General features: G+C 68.8%; 24 protein-coding genes and 1 pseudogene. 11 read left to right on the top strand and 14 right to left on the bottom strand.

Annotated features, from left to right (window positions below):
• Positions 1–10: 10 nt before the first annotated feature.
• Positions 11–682: pseudogene (locus ISP17_RS17895) on the bottom strand (lipid-binding SYLF domain-containing protein); the annotation flags it as partial.
• Between the two features lie 128 nt (positions 683–810).
• Here ISP17_RS17895 and hemH point away from each other — a divergent pair.
• Both hemH and ISP17_RS17905 read left to right on the top strand, forming a co-directional pair.
• On the top strand, positions 811–1,929 hold the full coding sequence (gene hemH / locus ISP17_RS17900; protein ID WP_404635613.1) for a ferrochelatase: 1,119 nt from the start codon (positions 811–813) through the stop codon (positions 1,927–1,929).
• Positions 1,930–1,933: 4 nt separating this feature from the next.
• A complete protein-coding gene (locus tag ISP17_RS17905) occupies positions 1,934–2,776 on the top strand; it encodes an alpha/beta fold hydrolase (protein ID WP_404635615.1) in 843 nt (280 codons plus the stop codon).
• Positions 2,777–2,965: 189 nt separating this feature from the next.
• Here the strand turns inward: ISP17_RS17905 and ISP17_RS17910 are convergent, their stop codons facing one another.
• From ISP17_RS17910 to ISP17_RS17945, 8 genes are all read right to left on the bottom strand, one after another.
• The gene (locus ISP17_RS17910; protein WP_404635617.1) at positions 2,966–4,672 is read right to left on the bottom strand and encodes a dipeptidyl-peptidase 3 family protein; all 1,707 of its coding nucleotides are present in this window, start codon (positions 4,670–4,672) and stop codon (positions 2,966–2,968) included.
• 70 nt (positions 4,673–4,742) lie between these two features.
• Positions 4,743–5,948 (bottom strand): ABC transporter permease, encoded by a 1,206-nt coding sequence (locus ISP17_RS17915; RefSeq protein WP_404635619.1) that lies wholly within the window; start codon positions 5,946–5,948, stop codon positions 4,743–4,745.
• On the bottom strand, positions 5,945–6,679 hold the full coding sequence (locus ISP17_RS17920) for an ABC transporter ATP-binding protein (protein ID WP_404635621.1): 735 nt from the start codon (positions 6,677–6,679) through the stop codon (positions 5,945–5,947). Before ISP17_RS17920 ends, ISP17_RS17915 begins: the two co-directional genes overlap by 4 nt.
• Positions 6,676–6,846, bottom strand: coding sequence for a hypothetical protein (locus ISP17_RS17925; RefSeq protein WP_404635623.1), 171 nt, complete (start codon positions 6,844–6,846; stop codon positions 6,676–6,678). Before ISP17_RS17925 ends, ISP17_RS17920 begins: the two co-directional genes overlap by 4 nt.
• Positions 6,843–8,411, bottom strand: a complete 1,569-nt coding sequence (locus tag ISP17_RS17930; RefSeq protein ID WP_404636054.1) for an alpha/beta hydrolase — start codon at positions 8,409–8,411, stop codon at positions 6,843–6,845. The genes ISP17_RS17925 and ISP17_RS17930 overlap by 4 nt, the downstream gene beginning before the upstream one ends.
• A gap of 2 nt (positions 8,412–8,413) precedes the next feature.
• Complete coding sequence (locus ISP17_RS17935) at positions 8,414–8,614, bottom strand: helix-turn-helix transcriptional regulator (protein ID WP_404635625.1); 201 nt, start codon at positions 8,612–8,614, stop codon at positions 8,414–8,416.
• Entirely contained in the window at positions 8,611–9,015 is a 405-nt protein-coding gene (locus ISP17_RS17940; RefSeq protein ID WP_404635627.1) for a hypothetical protein, read from the bottom strand. Before ISP17_RS17940 ends, ISP17_RS17935 begins: the two co-directional genes overlap by 4 nt.
• Positions 9,012–9,647, bottom strand: coding sequence for a hypothetical protein (locus tag ISP17_RS17945; RefSeq protein WP_404635629.1), 636 nt, complete (start codon positions 9,645–9,647; stop codon positions 9,012–9,014). Before ISP17_RS17945 ends, ISP17_RS17940 begins: the two co-directional genes overlap by 4 nt.
• Positions 9,648–10,096: 449 nt before the next feature.
• Here ISP17_RS17945 and ISP17_RS17950 point away from each other — a divergent pair, with 449 nt between their 5' ends.
• Genes ISP17_RS17950 through ISP17_RS17965 form a run of 4 tightly spaced genes read left to right on the top strand, consistent with a single transcriptional unit; the run spans position 10,097 to position 14,848 of the window.
• Positions 10,097–10,705 (top strand): hypothetical protein, encoded by a 609-nt coding sequence (locus ISP17_RS17950; protein WP_404635631.1) that lies wholly within the window; start codon positions 10,097–10,099, stop codon positions 10,703–10,705.
• Positions 10,706–10,754: 49 nt separating this feature from the next.
• Positions 10,755–11,468, top strand: coding sequence for a hypothetical protein (locus tag ISP17_RS17955; RefSeq protein ID WP_404635633.1), 714 nt, complete (start codon positions 10,755–10,757; stop codon positions 11,466–11,468).
• Complete coding sequence (locus ISP17_RS17960; protein WP_404635635.1) at positions 11,465–12,301, top strand: fimbrial biogenesis chaperone; 837 nt, start codon at positions 11,465–11,467, stop codon at positions 12,299–12,301. The genes ISP17_RS17955 and ISP17_RS17960 overlap by 4 nt, the downstream gene beginning before the upstream one ends.
• Positions 12,302–12,310: 9 nt before the next feature.
• Complete coding sequence (locus ISP17_RS17965) at positions 12,311–14,848, top strand: carboxypeptidase regulatory-like domain-containing protein (RefSeq protein ID WP_404635637.1); 2,538 nt, start codon at positions 12,311–12,313, stop codon at positions 14,846–14,848.
• A gap of 13 nt (positions 14,849–14,861) precedes the next feature.
• Here the strand turns inward: ISP17_RS17965 and ISP17_RS17970 are convergent, their stop codons facing one another.
• Positions 14,862–15,188, bottom strand: a complete 327-nt coding sequence (locus ISP17_RS17970) for a hypothetical protein (protein ID WP_404635639.1) — start codon at positions 15,186–15,188, stop codon at positions 14,862–14,864.
• Between the two features lie 296 nt (positions 15,189–15,484).
• Positions 15,485–16,231, bottom strand: coding sequence for an FAD-binding oxidoreductase (locus ISP17_RS17975; RefSeq protein ID WP_404635641.1), 747 nt, complete (start codon positions 16,229–16,231; stop codon positions 15,485–15,487).
• Positions 16,232–16,323: 92 nt separating this feature from the next.
• On the opposite strand from ISP17_RS17975, the gene ISP17_RS17980 reads away from it, so the two are divergent.
• The 4 genes from ISP17_RS17980 to dbpA all read left to right on the top strand — a co-directional run bounded on the left by ISP17_RS17980 (position 16,324) and on the right by dbpA (position 20,484).
• Positions 16,324–17,274: an ABC transporter ATP-binding protein gene (locus ISP17_RS17980; RefSeq protein ID WP_404635643.1), complete on the top strand. Its 951-nt coding sequence runs from the start codon at positions 16,324–16,326 to the stop codon at positions 17,272–17,274.
• Between the two features lie 176 nt (positions 17,275–17,450).
• On the top strand, positions 17,451–18,230 hold the full coding sequence (locus tag ISP17_RS17985; RefSeq protein WP_404635645.1) for an ABC transporter permease: 780 nt from the start codon (positions 17,451–17,453) through the stop codon (positions 18,228–18,230).
• A 99-nt stretch (positions 18,231–18,329) separates the two neighbouring features.
• A complete protein-coding gene (locus ISP17_RS17990; protein WP_404635647.1) occupies positions 18,330–19,049 on the top strand; it encodes a pseudouridine synthase in 720 nt (239 codons plus the stop codon).
• 40 nt (positions 19,050–19,089) lie between these two features.
• Complete coding sequence (gene dbpA, locus ISP17_RS17995) at positions 19,090–20,484, top strand: ATP-dependent RNA helicase DbpA (protein WP_404635649.1); 1,395 nt, start codon at positions 19,090–19,092, stop codon at positions 20,482–20,484.
• Between the two features lie 98 nt (positions 20,485–20,582).
• Here dbpA and ISP17_RS18000 read toward each other — a convergent pair whose 3' ends face one another.
• Together ISP17_RS18000 and ISP17_RS18005 are read right to left on the bottom strand one after the other, a co-directional pair.
• Complete coding sequence (locus tag ISP17_RS18000; RefSeq protein ID WP_404635651.1) at positions 20,583–20,804, bottom strand: hypothetical protein; 222 nt, start codon at positions 20,802–20,804, stop codon at positions 20,583–20,585.
• 218 nt (positions 20,805–21,022) lie between these two features.
• A complete protein-coding gene (locus tag ISP17_RS18005; protein WP_404635653.1) occupies positions 21,023–22,264 on the bottom strand; it encodes a TIGR03862 family flavoprotein in 1,242 nt (413 codons plus the stop codon).
• A gap of 111 nt (positions 22,265–22,375) precedes the next feature.
• On the opposite strand from ISP17_RS18005, the gene ISP17_RS18010 reads away from it, so the two are divergent.
• On the top strand, positions 22,376–23,782 hold the full coding sequence (locus ISP17_RS18010) for a M20/M25/M40 family metallo-hydrolase (RefSeq protein ID WP_404635655.1): 1,407 nt from the start codon (positions 22,376–22,378) through the stop codon (positions 23,780–23,782).
• A gap of 25 nt (positions 23,783–23,807) precedes the next feature.
• Here the strand turns inward: ISP17_RS18010 and ISP17_RS18015 are convergent, their stop codons facing one another.
• Positions 23,808–26,480 carry a bifunctional diguanylate cyclase/phosphodiesterase gene (locus ISP17_RS18015; protein WP_404635657.1) on the bottom strand — a complete coding sequence of 891 codons (2,673 nt, stop codon included), beginning with the start codon at positions 26,478–26,480 and terminating at the stop codon, positions 23,808–23,810.
• Positions 26,481–26,521: the final 41 nt, after the last annotated feature.

Raw genomic sequence — 26,521 nt, forward strand, 5'->3', positions numbered from 1 at the left:
GTCCGGATCAACGTGAAGTGTACTCCTCCAGCCGGTCGCGGAAATCGACCACCTGGCTCGGCACGTTGCTCACGCCACCCTCGAAAATGCGCCGCGGGGTGATGCCGGCGCCGTAGATCGAGGCGTTGGCGTCGTAGTCGATGCGCAGCGCCGAGCCGTCCAGCGCCACGCCGGCAAACAGGCCGCGCGAGCGCGAATAAGAATAGATCTCCGCTTTCATCTGGCTGTCGGTCGCCGCGCTGGCCGTACGGCCCACCGGGCCGGCCGCGGCCGAGGCATCGGCGCCGAGGGTGAACTTGCCGTTGACGATCGAATCCACCCCGCGCTGGGTGCGGAACACCAGCACCACGTCGGTGGACGACACGCCGATCTGGAAGCCCACGCTGCCGCCGGTCATCGTGATGAAGCTGGGGTTGGACCAGGTGCCGTCCGGGCTTTTCACCGAGATCAGCCCCTCGCCGCGGCGACCGCCGAAGATGAAGCCGGCCTTGACCATGTCCGGGATCACCGCGATCGCCCTGGCGTCGCGCAGCAGGTCCTGCGGGATCGCCTTGTCCGGCGCCTGCATGATTTCGTTGAGCACGCGCACCGCGTTCTGCGCGCGCACCAGCGGCGGATCTTCGGCGTGGGCGGCCATCGCCGGCAGCAGGAGAATCAACGCAAGCAGCGACCATCGACGCAGGGATGCTTTGAACATGGAAGGCTCCGAAATCAGGGGGAAACGGGCATCGTGCGACATCGCGTGCGATCAGGTCGGCGCGGCGGCCTGTGGCAGACTGGGCGGCCTTGTCACGACCGCCGCCGACGCCCATGAGCAGCAACTATACCGGCCTGGCCGGGTATGCCCACGACCAGAGCGCCAAGGCTGGCGTACTGCTGGTGAACCTCGGCACACCGGATGCGCCGACCGCAGCGAAGGTACGGCCCTACCTGGCCCAGTTCCTGAGCGACCCGCGCATCATCGAGCTGCCGCGCTGGCTGTGGAACATCATCCTGCACGGGGTGATCCTGCGCATCCGACCCAGGCGCTCGGCCCACGCCTACGCGCGCATCTGGACCGAGCAGGGTTCGCCACTACGCACCGGCAGCGAGGCGTTGCTGCGGGCGCTGCAGGCGGAGATTTCGGCGCGCCGGCCGGGGCCGGTCAAGGTGGAACTGGCGATGCGCTACGGCGAGCCGTCGGTGCGCCGGCAGATCGAGAAGATGCAGCGCGAAGGCGTGCGCCGGCTGCTGGTGCTGCCGCTGTATCCGCAATATTCCGCGACCTCCACCGGCTCGGTGATCGATGCGGTGGCCGACACGCTGAAAGTGCTGCGCTGGCCGCCGGAGCTGCGCCTGATCAACGACTACCACGACGACCCGGCGCACATCGAGGCGCTGGCCAAAAGCATCGAGGCGTTCTGGGCCGAGCGCGGCCGCGGCGACAAGCTGCTGCTGTCCTTCCACGGCATTCCCGAGCGCTACCTGCGCGCGGGCGATCCGTACTTCTGCCAGTGCCACGCCACCGCGCGCCTGCTGCGCGAGCGGCTGGGGCTGGAGGCGGGGCAAATCCTCACCAGCTTCCAGTCGCGCGTGGGCCGCGAGCGCTGGCTGCACCCGTACACCGACGAGACGGTGAAGCAGCTGGCCAAGGACGGCGTGGCCAGGCTCGACGTGGTCTCGCCCGGCTTCGCCGTGGACTGCCTGGAGACGCTGGAGGAAATCGCCATGCAGAACCGCGAGTTCTTCCTCGAAGCCGGCGGCACCGACCTGCGCTACATCCCCGCGCTCAACGACTCGCCCGACCAGGTGAAGGCGATGGCCGACCTGGTACTGCGCCACACGCAGGGCTGGCCGGAGTTCGCGCCCGACTACGACGCCGAGGCCGCGCGCGCCCGCCAGCTCGCCGCCAAGGCGCGCGCCGACGCCATGCACGGGCGCACCGGTTGAACGCATGAGCGAACCGCGCGAACTTCGCATCGATCTGCCCACCCTGCGGCTGGCCGCACTCACCTGGGGCGACGACGACGCGCCACCGCTGCTCGCCCTGCACGGCTGGCTGGACAACGCCGCCAGCTTCGCACGGCTGGCGCCGCGGCTGGCTGCGCAGTATCGAGTGATCGCGCTGGACCTGCCCGGCCACGGCCACTCCGATCATCTGGGTGAGGGCGCCAGCTACCACTGGCCGGACTACGTGCGCGCGGTGCTCGGCGCCGCCGACGCGCTACGCCTCGAGCGCTACGTGCTGCTTGGCCACTCGCTGGGCGCCGGCATCGCCTCGATGGTGGCCGCCGCCCGGCCCGAACGCATCGAACGCCTGCTGCTGATCGAAGGCCTCGGCCTGCTCGGCGACGACGGCACGCAGACGCTGCAGCGCTTCCGCGACGCGCTCACCCATGAGCCGGCCGGCAAGCGCCTGCGCAGCTTCGCCAGCATCGAGCAGGCGATCAGCGCTCGCACCCTGGCCAGCGGCCTGCCGGCGAATCAGGCACGACCGATCATCGAACGCGCGCTGCGTGAAGCCGACAGCGGCTGGCAATGGCGCAGCGACCCGCGCATCAACCGCCCCACCCCGCTGCGGCTGGCCGAAAGCCAGATCCACGCCCTGCTCGCCGGCATCGAGGCGCCGACGCGCCTGCTGCTGGCCGAACCGGCCACCGCCTACCTGCCGAGCGAACCGATGCAACGGCGTGCGAGGTGCGTGCGCGATATCCGCGTCACGCACATGGCCGGCGGACACCATTTGCATCTGGAGCATGCGGAGGCGGTGGCGGGTTGGGCTCTGAGCGAGGAGTGAGTGACCGGGAGCGAGGAGTGAGTGGAGAGGAGCGAGAAGTGAGAGAGAGCATGAGCTCCTGCTCACATGGTCACTCTTCGACGCCCCATGCTTGGTCTACCGTACCGTGCATGAAGAGCAGGCACGCATCCGATCAACGTGATTCCGCCTTTCTCTCACTCCTCACTCCTCTTCACTCACTTCTCGCTGTCACAGTCCAAGCACGTCCTTGCCCTGCTCGAACGTGATGTCCACCGGGATGTGCGCGGCATCGAGCTTCTTCAGGTCGCCGGCGAGCGTGGCGTCGACGTTGCCCATCGAATCGGTGAGCGCCTTGGCCGCCGCGTAGTCGCCGTCGCCCTGGATGGTGAGCAGCTTGGCCGACAGCGCATTCATCGCGGCGGTCATCTTGTCGAAGTCGACGCGGTAGCGGCCGGTGGCCGGATCGCGCGAGAACGCACCCTGCTGCTGGAAGAAGTTGAAGCGCACCATGTTGGCCCTGGCGTGCGCGTCGCTGGCGCCGAAGCGCACCGAGCGCAGGATGCCGGCGAGGAAGGTGACGTAGTTGTCCATCAGCCTGGCCTTGTCCAGCTCGCCCTTGTCGGCCAGCTTGGCGACCATGTACAGGCCGAGCACGTCGGCCTTGCCTTCCTCGAAGCTGGAGGCCTGGTCCTTCAGCGCCTCGCGCACGGTGCCCTTGCCATCGAGTGTGTTCTTGATCCCCAAGCCGTGGGCCACTTCGTGGAACATGGTGTTCTGGAAGAACGCGTCGAACGTGAGATGTTTCTGTTGATCCTCGGCGATCAGCTGCTTGGCGATCGGCAGCATGATGGTGTCGAACTTCGCCTGCATCACGTTCTCCAGCTGCAGCCGGCGAGTGCCCTTCTTCAGCTGCACCTGCTCGTCGTTGGGCAGGTTGATCGCGATGGTCTTGGCGCCGACGTTGGCGTCGCCGGCGTAGTACACGGCGAAGTAGGCGTTGAGGTCGGCGTCCGACCCCGGCGTTTCGGCCTTGTATTTCGCGTCGACCGGCAGCTCGCGCTGCAGCTCCGGCAGGTACTTGGCGAAGCGCGCCAGGCGCTTGCTCCAGGCCTGGTCCTTCACCAGCACGTAGCTCTCGTAGCTGGCCTTGTAGCCGAACAGCTGGTCTTCGTAGGTCTCGATCGGGCCGATCACGATGTCGATCGGGTTGCTCTTCATGTCCATCCAGGCGAGGTCGCTGGGCTGGTAGTCGTCGCTTTGCAGGGCATCGGCACGCATCGTGAGGTAGTGGGCAAAGCCCTTGTCCCTGGCCAGTTTCGCCGCCTCGCGCAGCAGGCCGGCGGCCTTGTCCAGCTCGGTCTTGTAGGCGACATGGTAGGGCACGGTGGTGAGCTTGCCGGCGTCATCGCGGCGCAGCAGGGTGTAGAGCGAGGCCTTGTCCTTGAGTTCGGCCTGCTCGAACTCGGCCTTGCTCATGTCCGCCGGGTAGAACTGCGCGCCGGCCGGACGCGGGCCGATGCCGGGGACGAATGGCTGGTCGTTGTCGAGGCGGTCCCACGGGCCGTAGTTCAGCTCGGCGAAGGCGCGTACGTCTGGATCGCTGATCTTGGCCATCAGCGCGGCCTTGTCGCCCCAGGACTGCTGCCAGTAGATCGCGTTGGTGACGTCGGCCGCATCGATCAGCAGGCCGAGCATCTTCTTCTGGTCGGCATCGAGGCCGGACAGGTCGGCGGTGAGCTTGACCTTGGCGTAGTCGGCCAGGTGCTGCTGCACGGCGCTGTCGGCGGCTGGCGTCGCGGCGGTGGCAGCGGCAGCGGGCTTCGCGGCCGTCTCGGCGTTTGCCGGCGCCTGGTCGTCATGCGCGGACGAGCATCCACTCAAGGTGGCGCTGCCCAGGGCGAGCAGCAGGCACAGCGGAAGCAGGCGATGGCGCATGGCGGTTCTCCGTGGAATGAAAACCCCATGGTAAGCGAGGGCGACGCCGGTGCGCCGCCCTCGCACGCCATCAACCGGAGATCGCCAGCCGCTCGGAGCGGTACAGCTGCATGGTGACGCCCGCCGCGACGATCGCCGCCAGCGCGCTGCCGCCCAGGCACCAGGCCAGATGCAGCGGGCTCACGCCGGTACCGCGCACCAGGTCGAGGATGCCCAGGTGCTGGCCGAGCAGCGGCACCGCGTACATCCAGTCCTGCGGCTTGATCGGCATCACCATCAACGCCACGCTGGGCAGGATCGGCAGCATCATCAGCAGCGACACATAGGTCTGCGCCTCGCGGTAGCTCTTGGCGAACGCCGCCACCATCGACTGCAGCGAACCGAGCAGCACGATCATCGGCAACTGCAGCAGCAGCACGTGCAGCGCGAACGACGGCCCCAGGTGCAGCTCCATGCCCAGCTTCTCGGCTGGCACGAAGCGCCCGACGATGCCGAAGCCGACCAGGCAGATCACCAGGCTGGCGGTGGAGAACGCGCAGATCGCCGCCAGCTTGCCGAGGAAGATCTTCCAGCGCGGCACCGGATTGGCGAATAGCGGCTCCAGCGATTGGCGCTCGCGCTCGCCGGCGGTGAGGTCGATCGCCAGGTACATGCCGCCGATGAACAAGGTGAGCACGAACAGGTATGGCAGGATGTTGAACATCAGCACCGCCCGCGACTGGGCGGTGGCCTGGTCGCGCTTGGCCACCACCACCGGACTGGCGGTGGCCGGCGACAGGCCGCGCGCCACCAGCCGCATCGCGCCCTGCACACGTGCATAGCCTTCGATCAGCTTGGTCACCCGTTCCACCGGCGTGCTGGCGTCGCGCTGGGAGGAGTCGTAGATCAACTCCACCTGCACCGGCTCGCCCCTGCGCCAGGCCTTGGGGTAATCGGCGCGGATGCGCAGGGCGAGGTCGACCTCCTGATTGCGTACCGCCGCTTCCGGATCGGCGATCGCCGGCTGCGGCAGTACGCCGCCGGCCTTGAGCGCATCGACCAGGTTCGGCGCGTATTCGGCGCCGATCACCGGCACCTTCAGCGGCTGCTCGGCCTTGTCCAGTTCGCGGTTGATGGTGAAGTTGATCAGCATCACGAACATCAGCGGGGTCAGCAGCGGGCCGGTGAGGAAGGCGCTGGTGAGCGTGCGGCGGTCGCGCAGGTTCTCGCGCACCTCCTTGAGGAACACGGTGAGCACGGCGCGCGTGCGGCGCAGGGGGTTGTTCAAGGTACTCATGCGGCGAGGCCCTCCTCGCTGCCGATCAGTTTCACGAAGGCTTCCTCCAGGTTGCTCTCGCCGGTCTGCGCGCGCAGCTCGTCCGGCGTGGCGTCGGCCACCACGCGGCCGCGGGCGATCACTACGATGCGGTCACACAGCGCACCGACCTCCTGCATGATGTGGCTGGAGAACAGCACGCAGCGGCCCTCCGCCTTCAGGTTGTGCATGAACTCGCGCAGCGCGCGGGTAGCCATCACGTCGAGGCCGTTAGTCGGTTCGTCCAGGATCACGTTGCGCGGATCGTGGATCAGCGCGCGGGCGATCGCGGTCTTCACCCGCTGTCCCTGCGAGAAGCCCTCGGTCCGGCGATCGGCGATGTCGGCCATGTCCAGCGCACCGATCAGGGCCTCGCGTCGCAGGCGCAGCTCGTCCTCCGGCAGACCCTGCAGGCGCGCGAAGTAGTCGATGTTCTCGCGCGCGGTGAGCCGCTTGTACAGGCCGCGCGCGTCCGGCAACACGCCCAGCCGGCGGCGCACCGCCAGCGGGTCGGCCGCCGCGTCGATGCCATCCACCAGCACCTGGCCACGATCCGGCTTCATTAGCGTGTAGAGCATGCGCAGCGTGGTGGTCTTGCCGGCCCCGTTGGGGCCGAGCAGTCCGGTGATCTGGCCGTCGCGGGCGGTGAACGTGACGCCTTCGACGGCCTTCACCGTGCCGAAGGCCTTGTGCAGATCCTTCACCTCGATCATGGCGTGGAGCTCCTGGTCAGGCACGAACCGGTTCGCGGCAGCAGCGATGTGGCCGCCAACAGCGGAAGCAGGATCTGCGAAAAGAACGCGGGGGTACCGAGCAAGGCCGCGGCGAGGATGGCCGCCGCCCAGAGCACTGCGGCAAGAAGGGTTTGCTGCTTGTTCACGGCGTCGCTCCATTGAAATCAATGAACATCGGGGTGGGCTGCAGGCGCTCCAGGCAGCTCGCGTCGAGCGTCTTCGGCTGCAGGTCTTCGACGAAATGCTTGACGATCTTCGGCATGCAGCCGGCGCCGATCACGTTGTGGCCCTGGCCGGTGGCGACGAGGTGGCGCGCATTGCCCAGCCCCTTGAGCACCTCCTCGCCGTAGCGCGGCGGGGTCACCGGGTCGTACTGGCCGGACAGCAGCAGCACCGGCTTGTCGGTCTTCAGCGGATCGTGGAAATCCTTCGGCCGCGTGCCGTGCGGCCACACGCTGCAGACCGTGGTGAGCGCATCGATCATGCGCGTGCCAAGGATCGTGTGCTCGTCCTGCGGGCGCGGGGTGAACAGGTCGGCGTCCTCGCTGCAGATCACCGAGGACTGCATGCCGCCATTCATGGTGTCGGCCAGGTCGCCCGAGAGCAGCTTGGCCTGGCCGAGCAGCGGGCCGACGTCGCCGTGCGCGGCCGCGTCGATCGACAGCGGCAGCAGCGCCGCGGTAACCGGCGAGTAGGCGAACATGCGCACCACGCTGGCCAGCGAGAACTCGCTCAACCGGCGCTGCACGGTCTGGTAGCTCTGCGGGTCGCGGAAGCTCACCGTGTGCGGGTTGGCGCGCAGCGCGTCGCGCAGCTGGTACAGCGTCTGGTACGGGTCGCCGAAGCGCTTGTGACATTCGGCGTCGGCGGTGCAGCGGGCGAACTGCGCCTTGAGTGCATCGTCGAGGTTCTGCGCGAAGTCCTCGCCCAGCACCAGCGAGTTCGGCACCACGCCATCGAGCACCACCGAACGCACGGCGTCGGGATAGCGCATCAGGTACTGCTGGGCCATGCGCGTTCCGTACGAGACGCCGACCAGATCGAAGCTCGGCGCGCCCAGCGCCTTGCGCACGTCCTCCAGGTCCTGGGCGGCGATGGTGGTGGTGTAGAAACGCGGATCGGCGTTCTTTTCCACCTGCGCCAAGCAGCGGGTGATCTCGGCCTTGAGCTTGTCCGGATCGCCCTCGGCATCGTCGTCGGGGGTGGCCGGCTTTTCCTCGTTCTTGCAGCTGAGCGGATGCGAGCCGCCGGTGCCGCGCTGGTCCAGCAGCAGCAGGTTGCGGTGCGCGAGCAGCGGATCGAGCGCGGCGATCGCCGGCCCCGCGTTCTCGGTGGCCGCCTGGCCGGGACCGCCGGCGAGGAACACCAGCATGTCCCTGGCCGCCACTTCCGCATTCGAGCGCACCACGGCCAGGCGCAGGCTGATCTTGCGACTGGCCGGATCGTCGCGGTTCTCCGGCACCTCGAACGGTGCGCACCACGCGGCGGTGGTCTGCCCGCTGTTGGGCTGGCCCAGCTCGCACGCGGTGAGCGTGAGCGTGCCGAGTTTCCAGGTGGCCGGCCGCGCCGGCTTGACTGGTGCGGCGGTGGCGGCTGGCGATGCAGCAGCAGGTGTGTCTGCGGCCTTGCGTCGATGAGTGACATGGTTGGCTGCAAGGATCGCGACCGCAATCGCGACCGCCACGCCCATGCGTCCTGCCTTGGGTTTCATGCTCACGTGCTGCTCCCCGGGTCAAAAATGGATTCGATCGACTGCCCGAACAGCCGGGCGATCTTGAAGGCCAGCGGCAGGCTAGGGTCGTACTTGCCCGTCTCGATGGCGTTGATGGTCTGGCGCGACACATCCAGCCGCTCGGCCAGATCCGCCTGCGACCAGCCCTGCTCTCCGCGCAGGTCGCGCACGCGGTTATTCATGTACGGGCGTACCGCCGCGACACCGCCCACCTGGCGAGGCCGTAGCTGCCGAACAGGCCCGGCATCACCAGGATCGCGACCAGGAATGCCGGCGGCGCGGGGAACGCGCCCACACTCAGCAACAGGCCGTAACTGAAGAAGCCGAACCCGGTGACCATGGCGGCGATGGCAAACGCTTCCAGATCGATGCGGCGCTCCAGCTCGTCCTCGTCACGGATCAGCCGCACCACGGCGCGGATCACGCCGGTCACCGGCAACAGCGGGGCGATCGCCAGCACGAAGCGCCAGGAGCTGGTCGGCAGCCGCGGCGCCAGTGCGCCGTAGAGCACGATCAGCACCACGTAGGCGCCCATCGCGGTGAAGAACTCGCGCAGGTAGCGGCGGTGGATGGGGCGCATCATGGCTGCGGCGTCCCGGGTGCGCCGGCGCGTTCACGACGGACGCGCCGCCAGCGGCGCACCGACTCGATGACGGCCAAAAGCAGCGAGGAGCTGCCGAGTCCGGCGAGCAGACCAAGGCTCAGATCATCCAGCCGCCCGCGCCACCAGGCGGCCAGCAGCACCACGCCCATCAGCGCCGCCACCAGCAACAGGCGCAGCGGCAGCGACCACACCGACGCCTGCTCGCATTCGGTGCTGCCGCCGTAGCGGCGGGTGATCACCCACCAGCGCGTGAGGCTGTAGGTCACCATCATCACCGGGAACACCCAGATCAGGATGCTGCCGTCCAGCGGCACGGCGCCGGCCGCTGCCAGCAGGCCGCCGGTCAGGCTGAGCGCCGCCAGCACGGCGCTGGCCACACCCAGCGCGACCAGGTGGATGCGCTGCTCGAACTCGTCGCTCTGCGCCACCTTGCGGGCCATCAGGGCGATCACGTAGAGCATCGGCAGTGCGGGAACCGCGGCCAGCGCGATCTTCAGCCCCAGCCCGGACGTGGTACGCGCCAGCGGCCAAACCAGCACCATCGACGCCACGTAGACCAGCATCGTCACGCTGACATGGCGCTGGTACTGGCGCTCGGTCAGGCGCTTCATCGCGCGCCCCCGCCGACCCGTTGCGCCCGGTCCGGACCCAACGCCCCGCCCTGCCTGCAGCTGTTCACTCCCTGCCCCATGGTCACCCCCCGTTCCCCGCCGTTATGTAAAGCACCCTTGACAAGGAGAGTACGTAGCCAGTGGCGTCATGTCAAGGACACTTTACAAGGCGGCAGATGTCGGCTCGCACCCGGAAAACTTGAGGGTAGAAATGTGATCTGGTTTGCAATTTGTGACGCTCTGTGGCGCAATCAGAGTCTTGTGCAGGAGCAAAAGTCGACTCACGGATGGTCGCATGCCCTTGTTTATCCATACTTTCGTGACGACGGCAGGGAAGATCCGATCGTTTGGCACGTCGTTTGCTGCCAGCCACGCACGAAGCAGAAACAGATACGCCGTTCCTGGTTTGAACATTTGTTGTACTTCTCGATCCAACAAGGGGGAATTTCATGTTCCAGAAGAAGATCGTGCTCGCCGCCGTGCTCGCCGCGGCCCTGGGTTCCGCACTGCCGGCCGGCCAGGCGAGCGCCGCCACGGCCACCGGCCAGACCAAGTTCACGGTAGCCCTGCAGCCGGTGCTGGTGCTCGACTACTACCAGCAGATCGACCTGACCGTGAATTCGGCTGCGTTGACCACACTGGCCGGTACCTCGACCAACCTCAGCGCCAGCAAGGCCATCACCGCCAGCGCATCGGGCACGGCTCTGACGGGCGATGCCTCACTGAACACCAGCGCCGCTGGTCTGACCAATGTCAGCCTGACACTCAGCAATGTCTGGTCGGTGCGTTCGATTCTCGCCAAGAGCAGCAAGACCACCGTGGCCATCGGCTTGGGCGCAACCAGCAGCGGCACCACGGCCACGCTGACCGCCGGTACCGACACCAGCTCGACCATCGGCCTGAGCAACCCGGGCACCACGTCCACCGTGCCAAACGGCGGCACCGGCTTCGCCACTCCGGTCTACGGCAACGTCACCATGACCATGGACCTGAGCAACGCGAAGACGGCGGACACCTACTCCGGCGGCAACATCTACATCACCGCCACCTCCACCTGATCGCTCCCGCAGCGCGCAGGTCATGAAGGGGAAGGCACGGACCGCGGCCATGCCGTGGCTGGTACCGCTGCTGCTGATCGGGGCATCACTGCACGCGGCTGCGCTTTCGCGCGGCCGCGTAGTCGGACCGGCCTCGCTATCGCAGAACCGGGCCGCCAGTGCGCCGCGCCTGATGGCGGCGCCGGCGGCAGCCGGTTGTGCGGTCTACTTCGACGCCACCGGCCAGCTGAGCTTCAACCCGCCGGCCAACAACACGGCACTTTTCCCCGGCATCCGCCCGACGGACGTCGTGGCCGGTGGCCCGGGCATCGCTCACGGCACGCGGGCCGTCCAGGCCACGCCCGGCGGACCGCTGTCGCTGGCGGCCGATGCCGGGATCGACGGCATCCCGCTGGCCCTGGTCGCTCCGACCGTGGGGCAGCAAGCCGTTCAGGGGATCGCCTACTTCGCGACCAGCACGACGTGCGCGGGAGCCTCGGACTTCACCACGACGGTGCAGAGCCAGCCGGCCGGCATCAACGCGCCACCACCTTCGGGCACCGTGGTCGCCAGGCTCAACGGCAACACCAGCATGGATGCCAGCTACGCATTGCAGTACGCCGACGAGGGAACCTACCTGTGCTCGGGAGTCAAGCCCGGCTACATCCTGTGTGAAGTCTGGCGGGTCGACGTGACGTTCAACTTCCTCACGTCCAGCTTCGATGCGGACGGCGCCGGCAATTACAGCCTCACCATCAACCAGGTTTCGATGACGTCGCCATGATTCCGTTCCGCCGCGCCGCCGCCCTCGCCCTTGCGCTCGCCTTCAGTGCATCTGCCTTTCCGCAGGTGGCGCTGTCGCCGCAGATCGCCGACATCTCGCTGGACGCGCCCGCGCAGACGCAGTCCTTCCGCCTGAGCAACCAGGCCAAGCTGCCCATGCACGTGGTGGTCAGCGTGCAGAACTGGACGATGGACATCGACGGCCGCGTGGGCGTGGCGCCGGCCACCGAGCAATCGCTGGCGCCGTGGGTGGAGATCAACCCGACCTCGTTCACGGTCGAGCCAGGGCAGTCGCAGGTGGTGCGCTATGCGATTCGTCCCGCGGTGAAGCTGGAGCCCGGCGAGCATCGCGCCATGGTGTTCTTCACCGAACAACCGTCGCCCGACGACCAGGCCAAGCCCACCACGCTGCGCGCCTACTTCAAGCTGGGCGCGGCGATCTACGCACACGTCGGACCGGTGCAGGAGAACGGCGAAGTGGTATCGCTGCGTACCGACGCCCGTGCCGCCACGTTCACCCTGCACAACAGCGGCAACGCGACCACGCGCATGCGCGGCCAGTTCGCGCTGTGGCAGCAGCAGGCCCATCCGAGCGCAAACGCCGTCACGCCGGCGCAGCTGGACAAGGACTTCAAGCCGCCCGCTGGACTGATCGCCTACGGCCGGCTGCCGCAGGACGCAGTGCTGCCCGGCGCCGATCGCCACGTCACGCTGGACTTCGACGGCAAGCCGCTGCCCGCCGGCCACTACGTGCTGGCCCTGCAGGGCACGCTGGGCGCGACGGTGATCGACCGCAGCGTGCGCTTCGACGTGCCCGGCACCGTGCGCCACTAGCGCCTTGCGATGATCGCCCCACCCCTCCGCGCCCGGCGGCGTCGGCTGCTCGCGTTTGCATTCGTGCTGGCAGCCGGCCTCCCGCTGGCTGCGGCGGCGCAAACCGGAGCGGCGACGGCCGACGCAGCAACGAACGCGCCGCGCAAGCTGCTGGCCGGTCTCACGGTGAACGACCGCCCCGCCGGCGTGGACCTCGACCTGCTGGATCGCGGCCACGGGCACTACAGTGCCAACCTCGACCAGTTCGCTACCGCCATCCAGAGCCGCGTGATCGCCCGCGACCGCGGCGTGGCACTGCCGACACCGCTGGGTGAGGCAGCCATTCCCGCCGCAGCGATCCAGACCATCGACGGCGCCCGCTACGTCGGCATCGGCACGCTGGCGCGCGCGCTGGCCGGACGCATCCGCTTCGACCAGGGCGAGTTCGCGCTCGCCGTCACCCTGCCCTGGACGCCGGGCGCCACGCCCGATGCCACCGATACCGGCGGCGCCTCCCGCGAAGCGCCGGACATCCGGGCACCGGCAGCGAGCCTGTCGGCCATCCACAGCGAGGCCTATTTCACCCGGCAGGATGGTCGCGACTCGCTGGCCACGCTCACCGACCTGCAGGGTGCGCTGGGACCCGGCGCCTGGCGCACGCGTCTGCTTACCAGCTCACCCGGCGGGCGGCAGAGCATGCAGGACTACGGCTGGATGCTCGACCGCGGCCGCAGCCGCCTGTACCTGGGCCACAGCCAGCTCGCGCTCGACCCGCTGCTGCCCTACGCCAACCTCACCGGCGCCCAGTACGCGTGGAGCAATCGCCCCGACCTCAGCTACGGCGACACGCTGGCGAACAACCAGCTGGTGGCCACGCAGACGCTGGGCGGCCAGTCGCTGAGCGGGCACGACGCCCCGCCCGGAGGCATCGCCGAGCTGCGCGTGGACGGCAAGGTGCTGGCGCGCACCGCGATCCGCCTCGACGGCAGCTGGTCGTTCCGCAATGTCACCCTGCGCGGCAGCGAGTTCGCCCAGGTGGCGCTGTACGAACGCTTCGGCGACGGCACGCCGAGCCGCGTCATCACGATCGATGGCGCCACCAGTCCGCGCGCCCTGCCCGGCGGCACGCTGGTGTCCTACGCGGGCCTGGGCGTGGACGGCAACCCGCTGGATCGCGCCATCGGCACGCACGGCCTGGGCGGCTTCTACCAGATGCGCTGGGGCTTCAGCGACCGACTCACCGTCGATGCCTCGGCGCAGCGCGCCGGGGGCCGCGACTACGGCGCCACCAACGCCATCGTGGGCCTGGGCGCGCTGGGTACCTGGGGGATCGGCGTGGCGCGCAGCGGCAGCGCCTCGGCGTGGAGCATGCAGGGCGACGGCCAGCGTGGCATGTGGTTCTGGAATGCCTACGCGCGCCGCTACGGCGCGAACTATTTTCCCGGCGTGGCGGCGGTGCAGTCGGACCGCTACGGCGAGCTGGGCGCACACCTCAGCGCGCGGCTGAATGTCTCGCTGGTCGGTCGCGATGCCAGCGATCCGTTCGCCGATCGCCGCTATGTGTTCGTCAAGCCTGCGGCGGACTGGGCCATGACCGATCGTTTCAGTGTCAGCGCCCGGCCCGACTACAACGGCCTCTACACCTATGCCGCGAACTGGGACGTGCGCAACGACACCCGCGTGATGTTGACCCGCTACGTCGGAATTTCCCAGCTGGAACTGGCGCATGCGCTGGACGGCGGACTGCAGCTGGACCTCTCGGTGACGCGCGACCCGCAGCGCGGCACCCGCTACGCGCAGACGCTGAGCGGGCTGTGGACGCGCGGCCACCCGGTGAGCTGGACCGCCAGCGTGCTGGAAAGCACCTCGCGCATCGGCTACCTGCTCGATGCGGCCACCGAGGCCATCCCCGGCCTGTCGATGCACGTACAGCTGTACAACGACCCGACCCGCGGACCGTCCGGCAGCGGCAGCGGCACCACGTTCCAGCTCTCGCTGGTGGCCGATTTCGCGGTGACGCCGTCGGGGCTCGCACGCGGTTCGTTCAACGCGGCAGCGGCGCGCCGCGGCGGCATTTCGGGCAAGGTCACCGGACAGCTGCCCGAGGGCGTGCGCTGGGCCGACCTGGCCGGCGTGCGTGTGCTGGTGGACGGTCGTCCGGCGGGCCAGCTCGACGCCCGCGGGCACTATCTGGTGAGCGATCTGGCACCGGGCGTGTATCGCCTGCAGATGGATCCGGAAAACCTGCCGATCGACCTGCAACCGCCGGCGCGGCAGCCGCTGGTCGAGGTGCGTTCGGGTGCCACCACGCGGGCGGATTTCGCCATGCAGCTGCGGCTCGGCATGGCCGGCAAGCTCATCGACGCCAACGGCCGACCGATGGCCTCCGCCGTGGTTCGGGTACTCGACGCCGACGGCCGGCTGGTCACGAGCGTCCGAAGCAACACGCTGGGCTACTACCGCGTGGATCAGCTGGCCCCGGGCACATACATCGTCCAGTCCGGCGAGGCGCGCCGGCAGGTTCGGCTGGATCGGCGCTTCGTCTACGGGCAGGATCTGCAGCCCTGAGCGCCGGCCGGGTTCAGATGCACACGCTGCCGGCTGTGGCCGCGGCCTGACCGGCCGCATCGGACGCAGACGCCGCCACGCTGCCGCCGGCTTGCCGGCAATGCTGCTCGAACGCGGCCGCGGGCGAAGACAGGCCCGCCTCCATCGCCAGCGCGGGCGCGCCCTCGGTCGAGAGACCGTGCGCGGCACGCCACGCGCGCACCACGGCGGCCGCCTGCGGGTCGATGCGCACGGTGAAGCGGGTACGGCCATCGGCGCCCTGAGCGGCCAAGGGCAGGGAAGCAAGCACAAGTGCCGCAGCGAGGCCGCGGATCAGCAGGTGGCGAAGCGGTGTGAGCATGTCGAAGCCCTCGACAGCCGCGGGGTTGGCGGGCGTCCGAAGGGGTTTTCGGCCCGCACCATCGCGCCTTGATAGGCTCCGCCCGGGCAACCTGCGCAATTGCGATGCAGATCACATAAACCGATCGCTCCAGCGGTCTACCGCGAAAACGTGCTTGACAGCACGCATTTCACGTCGACTTTTTGACGCCGCTGTGCTGCGGGGGTTCGATCCGACCCGGAGGGCACCGCCGCCCCGAGCCACGCGCAGCCGGACCCGCCGCCAGGCGCCGGCCCGGCCGGCCCGCAAAGGCCTGCTCAGCGTGAGGAGATGTACTTCTCGCGGCGGATCTGCGGCACCGGCAGGCCGAATTCCTTCAACGCGGCGAAGGCGGCGTCGACCATGTTGGGGTTGCCGCACAGGTAGGCGATATCACGGTCGGCCGCGGGCGCCAGCTCCGGCAAGGCGGCCTGCACGTGGCCCATGCGGTCGCTCGGACGGGGCTCGGTGCGGGCTTCGCGGCTGAGGCAGCTCAGGTAGGTGAAGCCCGGGTGCGCCTGGGCGAAGGCGGTGAACTCCGCGTCGTAGAGCAGCTCGGCTTCCTTGCGGGCGCCGTACAGCAGCACCACTTCGCGGTCGCCCGCGGCGAGCAGCCCGGCCAGCTGGGGCAGCATGGCGCGGTACGGCGTGACGCCGGTGCCGGTGGCCATCAGCAGGTAGCGCGGCAGCGCGTCGCCGTCCTGCAGGCAGAAGCGGCCGTAGGGGCCGCTGGCCTCCACCGTGCCGCCGTGCTCCAGGCCACCCAGCAGTGCGGTGGCGGCGCCGCCTTCCACGTAGCTCACGGCGATCTCGATCTGCTGCACCGGCGAACGGCCGTCGCCCACGGTGGCCACCGAATAGCTGCGCTTGGTCGGCGTGCCGTCGGCATAGGCGAAGTGGATCTGCAGAAACTGCCCCGGCACGAACGCCAGCGGCTGGCCATCGACCCGCTCGAACACCAGGTGGCGCACGGTGGGCGCCAGCATGCGGCTGTCGACGAGACGGAGCGGAAAATGGTCGGCCATGGGGTTTCCGGAAACGGTGCGTGCACCCGGCGAGCCCGGGCGGCGTGGGTCAGCCACGTATAATAGGCGGCTTGGCCCCACCGGTGCAGCCCATGTCCACGCAACCCAGCACAACGGTTCCGGCGCTCGTCGTCGACAACCTGCGCAAGACCTACGGCAATGGCGTCGAAGCCCTCAAGGGCGTCAGCTTGACCGTGCAGCCCGGCGACTTCTTCGCCCTGCTCGGCCCCAATGGCGCCGGCAAGTCGACCCTGATCGGCATTCTCTCCTCGCTGGTGAACTCCACCGGCGGCGACGCGCAGGTGTTCGGCGTGTCGGTGAACAAGCAGCGCAACGAGGCGATGAAGCTGATCGGCCTGGTGCCGCAGGAAATCAACTTCAACCAGTTCGAGAAGCCGTTCGACATCTGCGTGAACGAGGCGGGTTTCTACGGCATTCCGCGGAAGATCGCCGCCGAGCGCGCGGAGAAATACCTCAAGGAGCTGCGCCTGTGGGACAAGGCGCACCACCAGGCGCGCATGCTCTCCGGCGGCATGAAGCGCCGCCTGATGATCGCCCGCGCGATGATGAATGAGCCGCGCCTGCTGATCCTCGACGAGCCGACCGCCGGCGTGGACATCGAGATCCGCCGCTCGATGTGGCAGTTCGTCAGCGGCATCAACGCGGCCGGCACCACGGTGATCCTCACCACGCACTACCTGGAGGAAGCCGAGCAGCTGTGCCGCAATATCGCGATCATCGACCACGGCACCATCGTGGAGAACACCACGATGAAGCGCCTGCTGTCCAAGCTCGACTCGGAGACCTTCGTGCTCGACGTCACCGCCGCGCCCGAGCCGCTGCCGATGCTGGCCGACATCACCCTGCGCCGCATCGACGAGCACACGCTGGAAGCGGAGATGCCGCGCACCTCCGACCTCAACGCGCTGTTCGCGGCGCTGAGCACGCACGGCATCCGGGTGACCTCGATGCGCAACAAGACCAACCGGCTGGAGGAGCTGTTCGTGCGGCTGGTGGAGAACGGGCGGGACAAGGCGGCGTGACCGCCGTTCTCCCTCTCCCCTGACGCAGTCGGGGGAGAGGGCCGGGGTGAGGGGGGCTTTCAGTATGGCCTCCCTCATTCCCGCAAAAGCAAAAAAAGCGAACAGCTTCCCCCTCACCCCAACCTCTCCCGCGGCGCAGCCGGAGGAGAGGGAGCAACAAGCCAAAGGCGAAAAGCATGAGCAACACATCCGCCAACATGGTCGCGCTGTACACCATCGTGCGCCGCGAGATCGCGCGCATCACGCGCATCTGGACGCAGACGCTGATCCCGCCCGCGATCACCATGACGCTGTACTTCGTGATCTTCGGCAAGCTGATCGGCAGCCGCATCGGCACTATCGAGGGCGGCTTCACCTACATGCAGTACATCGTGCCCGGGCTGGTGATGATGTCGATCATCACCAACAGCTACGGCAACATCTCCAGCTCGTTCTTCGGTGCCAAGTTCAGCCGCGCGGTGGAGGAGATGCTGGTGTCGCCGATGCCGAACTGGGTGATCCTGCTCGGCTACGTCACCGGCGCCGTGGTGCGCGGCCTGGTGGTGGGCGTGCTGGTGCTGATGATCGCGCTGTTCTTCACCTCGCTGCACGTGGTGCACCCGCTGCTCACCTTCCTGTCGGTGCTGCTGGGCGCCACGATCTTCTCGCTGGCCGGCTTCGTGAATGCCGTCTACGCGAAGAAGTTCGACGACATCGCGCTGGTACCCACCTTCGTGCTCACCCCGCTGACCTACCTGGGCGGCGTGTTCTATTCGATCAACATGCTGGGCGAACCGTGGCAGGCGATCTCGCGGATCAACCCGATCCTGTACATGGTCAACGCGTTCCGCTTCGGCGTGCTCGGCGTGAGCGACGTCGGCATCGGCACCGCCTTCGCGGTGATGGTGTTGTTCGTGGTGGTGCTGTCGGCGGTGGCGCTGCAGCTGCTCAAGCGCGGAGTGGGGCTGCGCTCCTGACGAATTCTCGTAGGAGCGCACCCTGTGCGCGAATACCCTTCCAAGACCTGACAAAAAAGCGATCGCGCACAGGGTGCGCTCCTACACGAGTGCTGTTGCATGCGCGTCAATAAATACATCAGCGAAGCCGGCCTGTGCTCGCGCCGCGAGGCGGACGAGCTGCTGCTCGCCGGGCGGGTGACGATCAACGGCGAGGTCGTCTCCACCGGCGCCAAGGCACTGGAGGGCGACGAGGTGCGCGTCGATGGCGAGATCGTCAAGGCGCGCATCCTGGCCACCACGCCGTCGGCGAAGAAGGCGGTCTACATCGCGCTGAACAAGCCAGTGGGCATCACCTGCACCACCGACCAGAGCGTGGACGGCAACATCGTCGATTTCGTCGACCACCCGCAGCGCATCTTCCCGGTCGGCCGGCTGGACAAGGAGTCCGAAGGCCTGATCCTGCTCACCAGCAACGGCGACATCGTCAACGAGATCCTGCGCGCGGAGAACCACCACGAGAAGGAATACCTGGTGGCGGTGAACAAGGCGGTCACCGACGAGTTCCTCGCCGGGATGAGCAAGGGTGTGCGCATCCACGGCCAGATGACCCAGCGCTGCCGCGTGCGGCGCATCGCCAAGTTCGGCTTCGGCATCGTGCTGACCCAGGGCCTGAACCGGCAGATCCGCCTGATGGCTGCCGCGTTCGGCTACCGCGTGACCCAGCTGCGCCGCGTGCGCATCGACAACATCAAGCTCGGCCACCTCAAGCCCGGCCAGTGGCGCAACCTCACCGACGTGGAACTGAAAGGCCTGCTGCCGAACCGCACGCAGTGGTGACGCCTGCCGGCTGAAGCGCGGCGCCGTGCGATCATGGCGCATGACTTCCTTCGCCTCGCTCCCGCTCAAGCCCGCCCTGCTCGCCAGCCTCGACACCCTCGGCTACGCCGCCATGACGCCGGTGCAGGAGCAAAGCCTGCCGCCGATGCTGGCCGGGCGCGACGTGATCGCCCAGGCGCAGACCGGCTCCGGCAAGACCGCCGCGTTCGGCCTCTCGCTGCTGCAGAGCATCGACGCGGACACCATCCGTCTGCAGGCGCTGGTGCTGTGCCCCACCCGCGAGCTGGCCGACCAGGTCAGCAAGGCGATCCGCAAGCTGGCGGCGAACATCCCCAACGTGAAGCTGCTGACGCTGTGCGGTGGCATGCCTTTGGGGCCGCAGCTGGCCTCGCTCACGCATGATCCGCACATCGTGGTGGGCACGCCCGGCCGTGTGCAGGAGCACCTGAAGCGCGGCAGCCTGCACGGCGGCGGCATCAAGGTGCTGGTGCTGGACGAGGCCGACCGCATGCTCGACATGGGCTTTTCCGAGGCGATCGACGACATCGTGGGACGCATCGCCAAGCACCACCAGACCCTGCTGTTTTCAGCCACCTACCCGGACGAGATCCGCGCGGTGAGCGCGCGCGTGCAGCGCGATCCGGTCGAGGTGACGGTGGATGCGCCGGTCACCCAGCGGCCGTCGATCGAGCAGCGCTTCCTGCTGGTGGAACTGGCGCAGAAGCTGGACGCGCTGGCGCAGCTGTTGACCAACGAACGCGCCGGTCCGGCCGCACGCGCCCAGGCGCTGGTGTTCTGCAACATGCGCAAGGATGTGGATGCAGTGGCGCAAGAGCTCGACCGTCGCGGCTTCTCCGCGCTGGCCCTGCACGGCGACATGGAGCAGCGCGACCGCGACGAGGTGCTGGTGCGCTTCGCCAACCGCAGCTGCGCGGTACTGGTGGCCACCGATGTCGCGGCCCGCGGGCTGGACATCGCCGCGCTGCCGCTGGTGGTGAGCTTCGATATCGCGCACGACCCGGACACGCATACCCACCGCATCGGACGCACCGGCCGCGCCGGGGAATCGGGCCTCGCGCTCACCCTGGTCACGCCGCGCGAAGGGCCGAAGGCGGACAACATCGAGCAGGTGTTGGGCACGCCGCTGCGGCGCGAGGTGCTCAAGGTGCAGCCGCCGCGCGGCAAGACGCTGCAGCTGGCGCCGATGAAGACCCTGGTGATCGACGCGGGCCGGCAGGACAAGCTGCGCCCCGGCGACATCCTCGGCGCGCTCACCGGCGACGCCGGGCTGCAGGCGGGCGACATCGGCAAGATCGACGTGTTCGCCACCCGTGCCTACGTGGCAATCAGCCGCGAGCTGGCGAACAAGGCGCTGGAGCGACTGCGCGCCGGACGCATCAAGGGCCGCAATTTCCGCGTGCGTGCGCTGGGCTGAGCCGGCGACCGACCACGCGACCACCGACGACCGCAAGGGTCAACGCGGGGGGAAATCCGAATGCGCGCCGCGACCAGCGCGGCGCGCTCACGCCAGCGTCAGTGGCAGGTGCTGCAGGCCGGCATGTTCACGGCCGAACGTGCCAAACGCGCCACGTCGACATCCGTCAGTGCATCCGTCGACACACCGAGCGCCTGATGGGCCGGATTGGCCTGCACCGGGGCGGCCTCGTGCGCGGCGACGTGGACGGTTTCACCAGCCATCGCGCCTCCGGCAATAACCGCCAGGGCGAGCATCGCGGTCACGGAACGAATCTTCATGCTGTGCATCCTCTCTGCAATGAGACGCGCCGGGCTTGCGCCTACAGCACACTGCGCCCAAGGCGAGCACGGCGCCGGTCTCTGTCCTTACCAATTTCCGAGCGTAGCGCCGAAATCCGCGCGCCACCAGTGCAGCGGCGATGCTGCACTGCATGAAGATCCGTCAGCCCGCGCGGCCTTGTTTTGCCTCATTTGCGCCGTACCGAACGGCGCTCGCATCACGCCCCGTGCAGCCACTGCGCGGCGCCGTGCCCGGCCCGCCGTCCACTGGCAAAGCAGGCGGTGAGCAGGTAGCCGCCGGTCGGCGCCTCCCAGTCGAGCATCTCGCCGGCGCAGAACACGCCGGGACGCGCGCGCAGCATCAGGCGTTCGTCCACCAGCGCATCGAAACGCACGCCGCCGGCGGTGCTGATCGCCTCGGCGATCGGCCGCGGCGCGTGCAGGCGCAAGGGCAACGCCTTGATCAATCCGGCCAGTGCGACGTGGTTGGCCAACGTGGCCTTGTCGGCCACTTCGAACACCAGCGCGCACTTGGCGGCATCGAGCCCCGCGCGGCGGCGGAGCCAGTCGCCGATGCTGTGCTTGCGGCGCGGCGCGGCCAGCCGCGACACCAGCGTGTCGAGCGGGTAACCCGGTGCCAGATCCAGCGTGAGCCGCGCCTCGCCGCGCGCGGCGATCTGCTCGCGCAGCGCGGGGCCGATCGCGTAGACCAGGCTGCCCTCGATGCCGTATTCGGATATCACGCACTCGCCCTGGCGCTGGTGCCGCCAGCCGTTGCGGTCGTGCCACTGGGCCACCACCGCCTTGAGCGGCGCGCCGGCGAAGCGGCTGGCCAGATGCTCGCTCCATGGGCGCTCGAAGCCGCAGTTGGCCGGTGCGAGCGGTGCCGTGTCCACGCCGGCGGCCTGCAAGGTGGCCATCCAGGCGCCGTCCGATCCCAGCTGCGGCCAGCTACCGCCGCCGAGCGCCAGCACGGTGGCGTCGGCGCGCACCGTCGTCTCGCCGGTCGGCGTGGCGAAGCGCAGCGCACCGTCGTCGCTCCAACCCAGCCAGCGATGGTGCATGTGGAAGCGCACGCCTTCGGCGTGCAACCGGCGCACCCAGCGACGCAGCAGCGGCGCGGCCTTCATGTCCGCGGGGAACACCCGGCCGGAGCTGCCGACGAAGGTTTCCACGCCGAGCCCGCGCGCCCACGCACGCAGGGCATCGGCATCGAAGTCGCGCAGCCAGCCGCCCACCTCGCCGGCGCGATCGCCGTAGCGGCCGACGAAATCATCGAAGGCTTCACCGTGGGTGAGGTTGAGCCCGCCCTTGCCGGCAAGCAGGAACTTGCGGCCCACCGAGCCCATGGCGTCGTAGAGGTCCACGGCGATGCCGGCGTCGCGCAGCTGCTCGGCGGCCATCAGGCCGGCCGGCCCGCCGCCGATCACGGCGACGCGCGGGGGGGAGGATTCGGTCATGCCGCGCATGGTCGCATGCCGAAGGTCGAGTGGTACGCGACGCGCGCGCTGCGCATACTCGGGCAATGCGTCATGCGCGCACCGCCTGCTCGATCAACCGAGGTTCCGCCGATGTGCCGTCTCCGATTTCTGCTTCCCGCCGCTCTGCTCGCCGCCACCAGCGGCGCACCCGCCGCCCAGGACGCCGCGCAGCCGCGCGAACAGCCCGCGCTGCACGCACTGGCCAACGCACCGAGCGAGGCGCGCCTGCACGACACCATCGCCCGCCTGGTCGGCTTCGGCACCCGCCACACGCTGTCCGATACGAAATCCGACAAGCGCGGCATCGGCGCCGCGCGACGCTGGGTGAAGGCACAGTTCGAGGCGATCTCGCGGGACTGCGGCGGCTGCATCGAGGTGGTGACGCCATCGCAGGTGTTCAGCGGCGAGCGCATCCCCAAGCCCACCGAAGTGATGGACGTGGTGGCGATCAAGCGCGGCAGCACCGATCCCAAGCGCGTCATCGTGATGAGCGGACACCTGGATTCGCGCGTCACCGACATCATGAACAGCACCAGCGATGCGCCGGGCGCCAACGACGACGCCTCCGGCGTAGCCGCACTGATGGAAGCGGCGCGGCTGCTGTCGAAGCAGGACAACAGCGCCACGCTGGTATTCGCCGCACTCTCCGGCGAGGAGCAGGGCCTGTACGGCGGCAAGGTGCTGGCCGACTACGCAGTGGCGCAAGGCTGGCAGGTGGAGGCCGACCTCAACAACGACATCGTCGGCAACAGCCGCGGCCAGAACGGCGTGCGCGACAACACCACCGTGCGCGTGTTCAGCGAAGGCACGCGCAGCACCGAGACGGCGAAGCAGGCGCGCGTGCGCAACTACTTCGGCGGCGAGGTGGATTCGCCCTCGCGCAGCGTGGCGCGCTACATGGCGTCCATCGCCGACCAGTACTTGTCCGATTTCCACGTGAAGCTGATCTACCGCACCGACCGCTACGGCCGCGGTGGCGACCAGGTGGAATTCCTCAAGGCCGGCTACCCGGCGATCCGCGTCAGCGAGGGCCACGAGGATTACACCCGCCAGCACCAGGACCTGCGTACCGGGAATACTGATCAGGATCGGGGTGTGCACTACGGCGACACGCTGGACGGCATCGACTTCCGCTACCTCGCCCGCGTTACCGCGCTCAACACCGTGACCATGGCCGCGATGGCCAACGCGCCGGCGCCGCCGAGCGGAGTGAAGACCGAGGGCGCGCTGGCCACCGACACCACGGTGAGCTGGAGCAAGGTGCCGGGCGCGGCCGGCTACCGCGTGCACTGGCGCGACACCACCGCACCGCGCTGGCAGTACGCCCGCACCGTGGGTGACGTGAACCAGGCGGTGGTGAAGGACGTGGTGATCGACGACTGGTTCTTCGGCGTGTCGGCGGTCTCGGCCGACGGCTACGAGAGCCCAGTGGTGTTCCCCGGTCCGTCCGGCAGCTTCGAGCGGCAGGCACCGGAAGCGACGCCCGCGGCGAAGTGATCGTCTGCGGCTGGCGCCACCGGCGTCAGCCGCGCTGGAACGGCACCAGTTCCGGCATGTGCAGCGAAAAGCCCTGCGCGAGATCCACCCCCAGCTCGCGCAGCGCCTGCATCACCGCCTCGCTGGTCACCCACTCGGCCACCACGGTCAGGCCGATCTGATGGCCGATGTCGGTGGCCGCGCGCACCATGGCGTAACTCACCGGGTCGTCCAGCATGTCGCGGATGAAACTGCCGTCGATCTTGATGATGTCCACCGGCAGGTTCTTCAGATAACCGAACGAGGACATGCCGGCGCCGAAATCGTCCAGCGCCATCTTGCAGCCCGCCGTGCGCAGCCGCTGCATGAAGCGCGCGACCTGCGAGAGATGGCGCACCGCCACCGTCTCGGTGATCTCGAAGCACACCCGGGAAGGATCAACCCGATGCAGCGCCAGCAGCTCGATGATGCGATCGGCCAGCGCGTCGTCTTCCACGCTGGCGCCGGACAGGTTGATGGTGGCCAGCTGCAGCGCGGCTCCGGCCGGATGCAGCTGGTCGAAGTGCGACAGCGCCGTCTCGATCACCCAGCGGTCGATCACCGGCATCAGGCCGTAGCGTTCGGCGGCGGGCATGAAGGCGCCGGGCACCACCAGGCGACCGTTGTCGTCGCGAAAGCGCAGCAGCAGCTCGATGCGCACGCCGTCACCGGCGTGCGCCACCAGCGGCGTCAGCTCCTGGTAGGTGAGCAGCAGGCGGCCCTCTTCGGCCGCCCAGCGCAGGCGGTTGGCCCACTCCATCTCACTGCGCCGGCGTGCGGTTTCGTCGTCGTGCTCGGAGTAGAAGTGCACGCGGTTGCGGCCCAGCTCCTTGGCCATGTAGCAGGCGGTGTCGGCCTGCGCGAACAGCTCGTGCAGGTGCATCCCGGGCTGGTCGATCAGCACGCCGCCGACGCTTGCGCTGATCGAGTAGCTGCGCTGCTCCCACATGAACACGTAGCCGTCGATGCGCCGGCGCAGCTGCTCGGCGATCGCTTCGGCCGCATCGCGCGTGGCCACGTTCGGCAGCAGCACGCCGAACTCGTCGCCGCCGAGCCGGGCGAGCACGTCGTGGCGCGCCAGCTGCTCGCGCATCACCATCGCCAGCTGGGTCAGCAGCTGGTCGCCGGCCATGTGGCCGGAGGTGTCGTTGATCAGCTTGAACTGGTCCAGGTCGATGTAGAGCAAGGCCGCTGCCGGCGCACCGGCGGCCACCGCCGCCATCGTCTGGGCCAGCCGCCGCTCGAACTCGCGCCGGTTGTACAGCTCGGTCAGCGCGTCGTGGCTGGCCTGGTGGCTGAGGCGCTCGTTGAGCTGGCGCTGCTCGGTGATGTCGGCGGCCACCATCAGCAGCTTGGACACGCTGTCCAGCTCCACCCGCGCGATCGATACGCTGGCCCAGAAGCGCTCACCGCGCTCGTTGCGCAGCAGCGCGTCGAGTCGGCTGACTTCCTCGCCCGGCGGATCACGCAACCAGCGCCGCACCGCGACGTCGTCGAACATCTCCGGCAGCTCGCGTCCGATCAGGCTCTCGCCGAGCCGGTCGCGCGACGCCTGGTTGGCATAGGTGACCCGCCCGCCGACCGCGTCGGCCAGCACTACCAGCGCCGGCAGCAGCTCGTTGAGCGCACGGAAGCGCTCCTCGCTCTCGCGGTAGCGCCGGCTCATGCGCCAGCCCAGCTCCACCGCGCGGCGCTGGGTGCCGGCCACCGACCACACCAGCAGCGCCAGCAACAGGGTGACTAGCAGGCCCGACGGCAGCAGCGACTGCGACCAGCCGAACGTCGGCTCCGGCTGCGGCCGGTAGCGCATGGCCACCCGCCAGACGCGGCCGCCGTAGTGCAGGTCGCGGGTGAAGTCGCCACCGGCGATCGCCGCCGCGGGCTGCGAATCGAACAGCGGCTGGGGCGCTGCGGTCACGTCGCTGACCTCCACGTGCAGGCGCTGGAGCGCGTCGGTACTGAAGGCGCTGCCCACCCACTCGGACACCCGGAACGAGGCCGCGATGGAACCGACCAGCCGGGCACTGCGCTCAGATGCAGACACCGGCGGCGTGCCCTCGCTGTAGATCGGCAGCCGCAGCGTGACGCCCAGGATGTGCTGTCCAGCCGCATTGGTCTGCACCAGTTCGAACGGTGCGGACAGGCTGGACTGGTCGCTGTCGCGTGCGGCGACCAGCGCGGCCATGTTGCGCGCCTGCCCCCTGATGTCGAGCCCGAGCAGCCGTTCGTTGCCGGCGCGCGGCTGCACGCGGCGGGTGATGTAGTGCTCGCCGTCCGGACGCGTCTCCCGTTCGGCGTAGGCCAGCGCGACCAGACTCGGAAACAGTTCACGCGGGCGCAGGTTCTCGTAGAAGTGGGCAAAGTCGTCCTCGGTGACCTCATCCGAGGCGATGAACAGCGTCTGCACCGCGCGCATCAGCAGTTCGGAAGAGGACAACCGGGCCTGCAGTGCGGCAAAGTTCTTGTCGGCCAGCTCGTGCATCGCGGCCCGGTCGGCCGCCTGCTGGCGCGCGCGCTGCTGGTGATGCAGCAGCAGCGTGAGGCCCACCCCCAGCAGCAAGGTGAGCAGCACCCAGAGCCCCGTCCACGAACCCTGCGGCGGACGGGTGGCCATGCCGTCCGCGGCGACGGCTGGCAGCGAGGCTTGGGTGGGCAGGGATGAAGCAGGTGGCTGGCTCAAGCGGTTGTCCGTGTCGCTGGCGGGCACTGCCGGCTATCTGA

It is taken from the genome of Dyella ginsengisoli (assembly GCF_044904665.1).
Classification (GTDB): Bacteria; Pseudomonadota; Gammaproteobacteria; order Xanthomonadales; family Rhodanobacteraceae; genus Dyella_A; species Dyella_A ginsengisoli.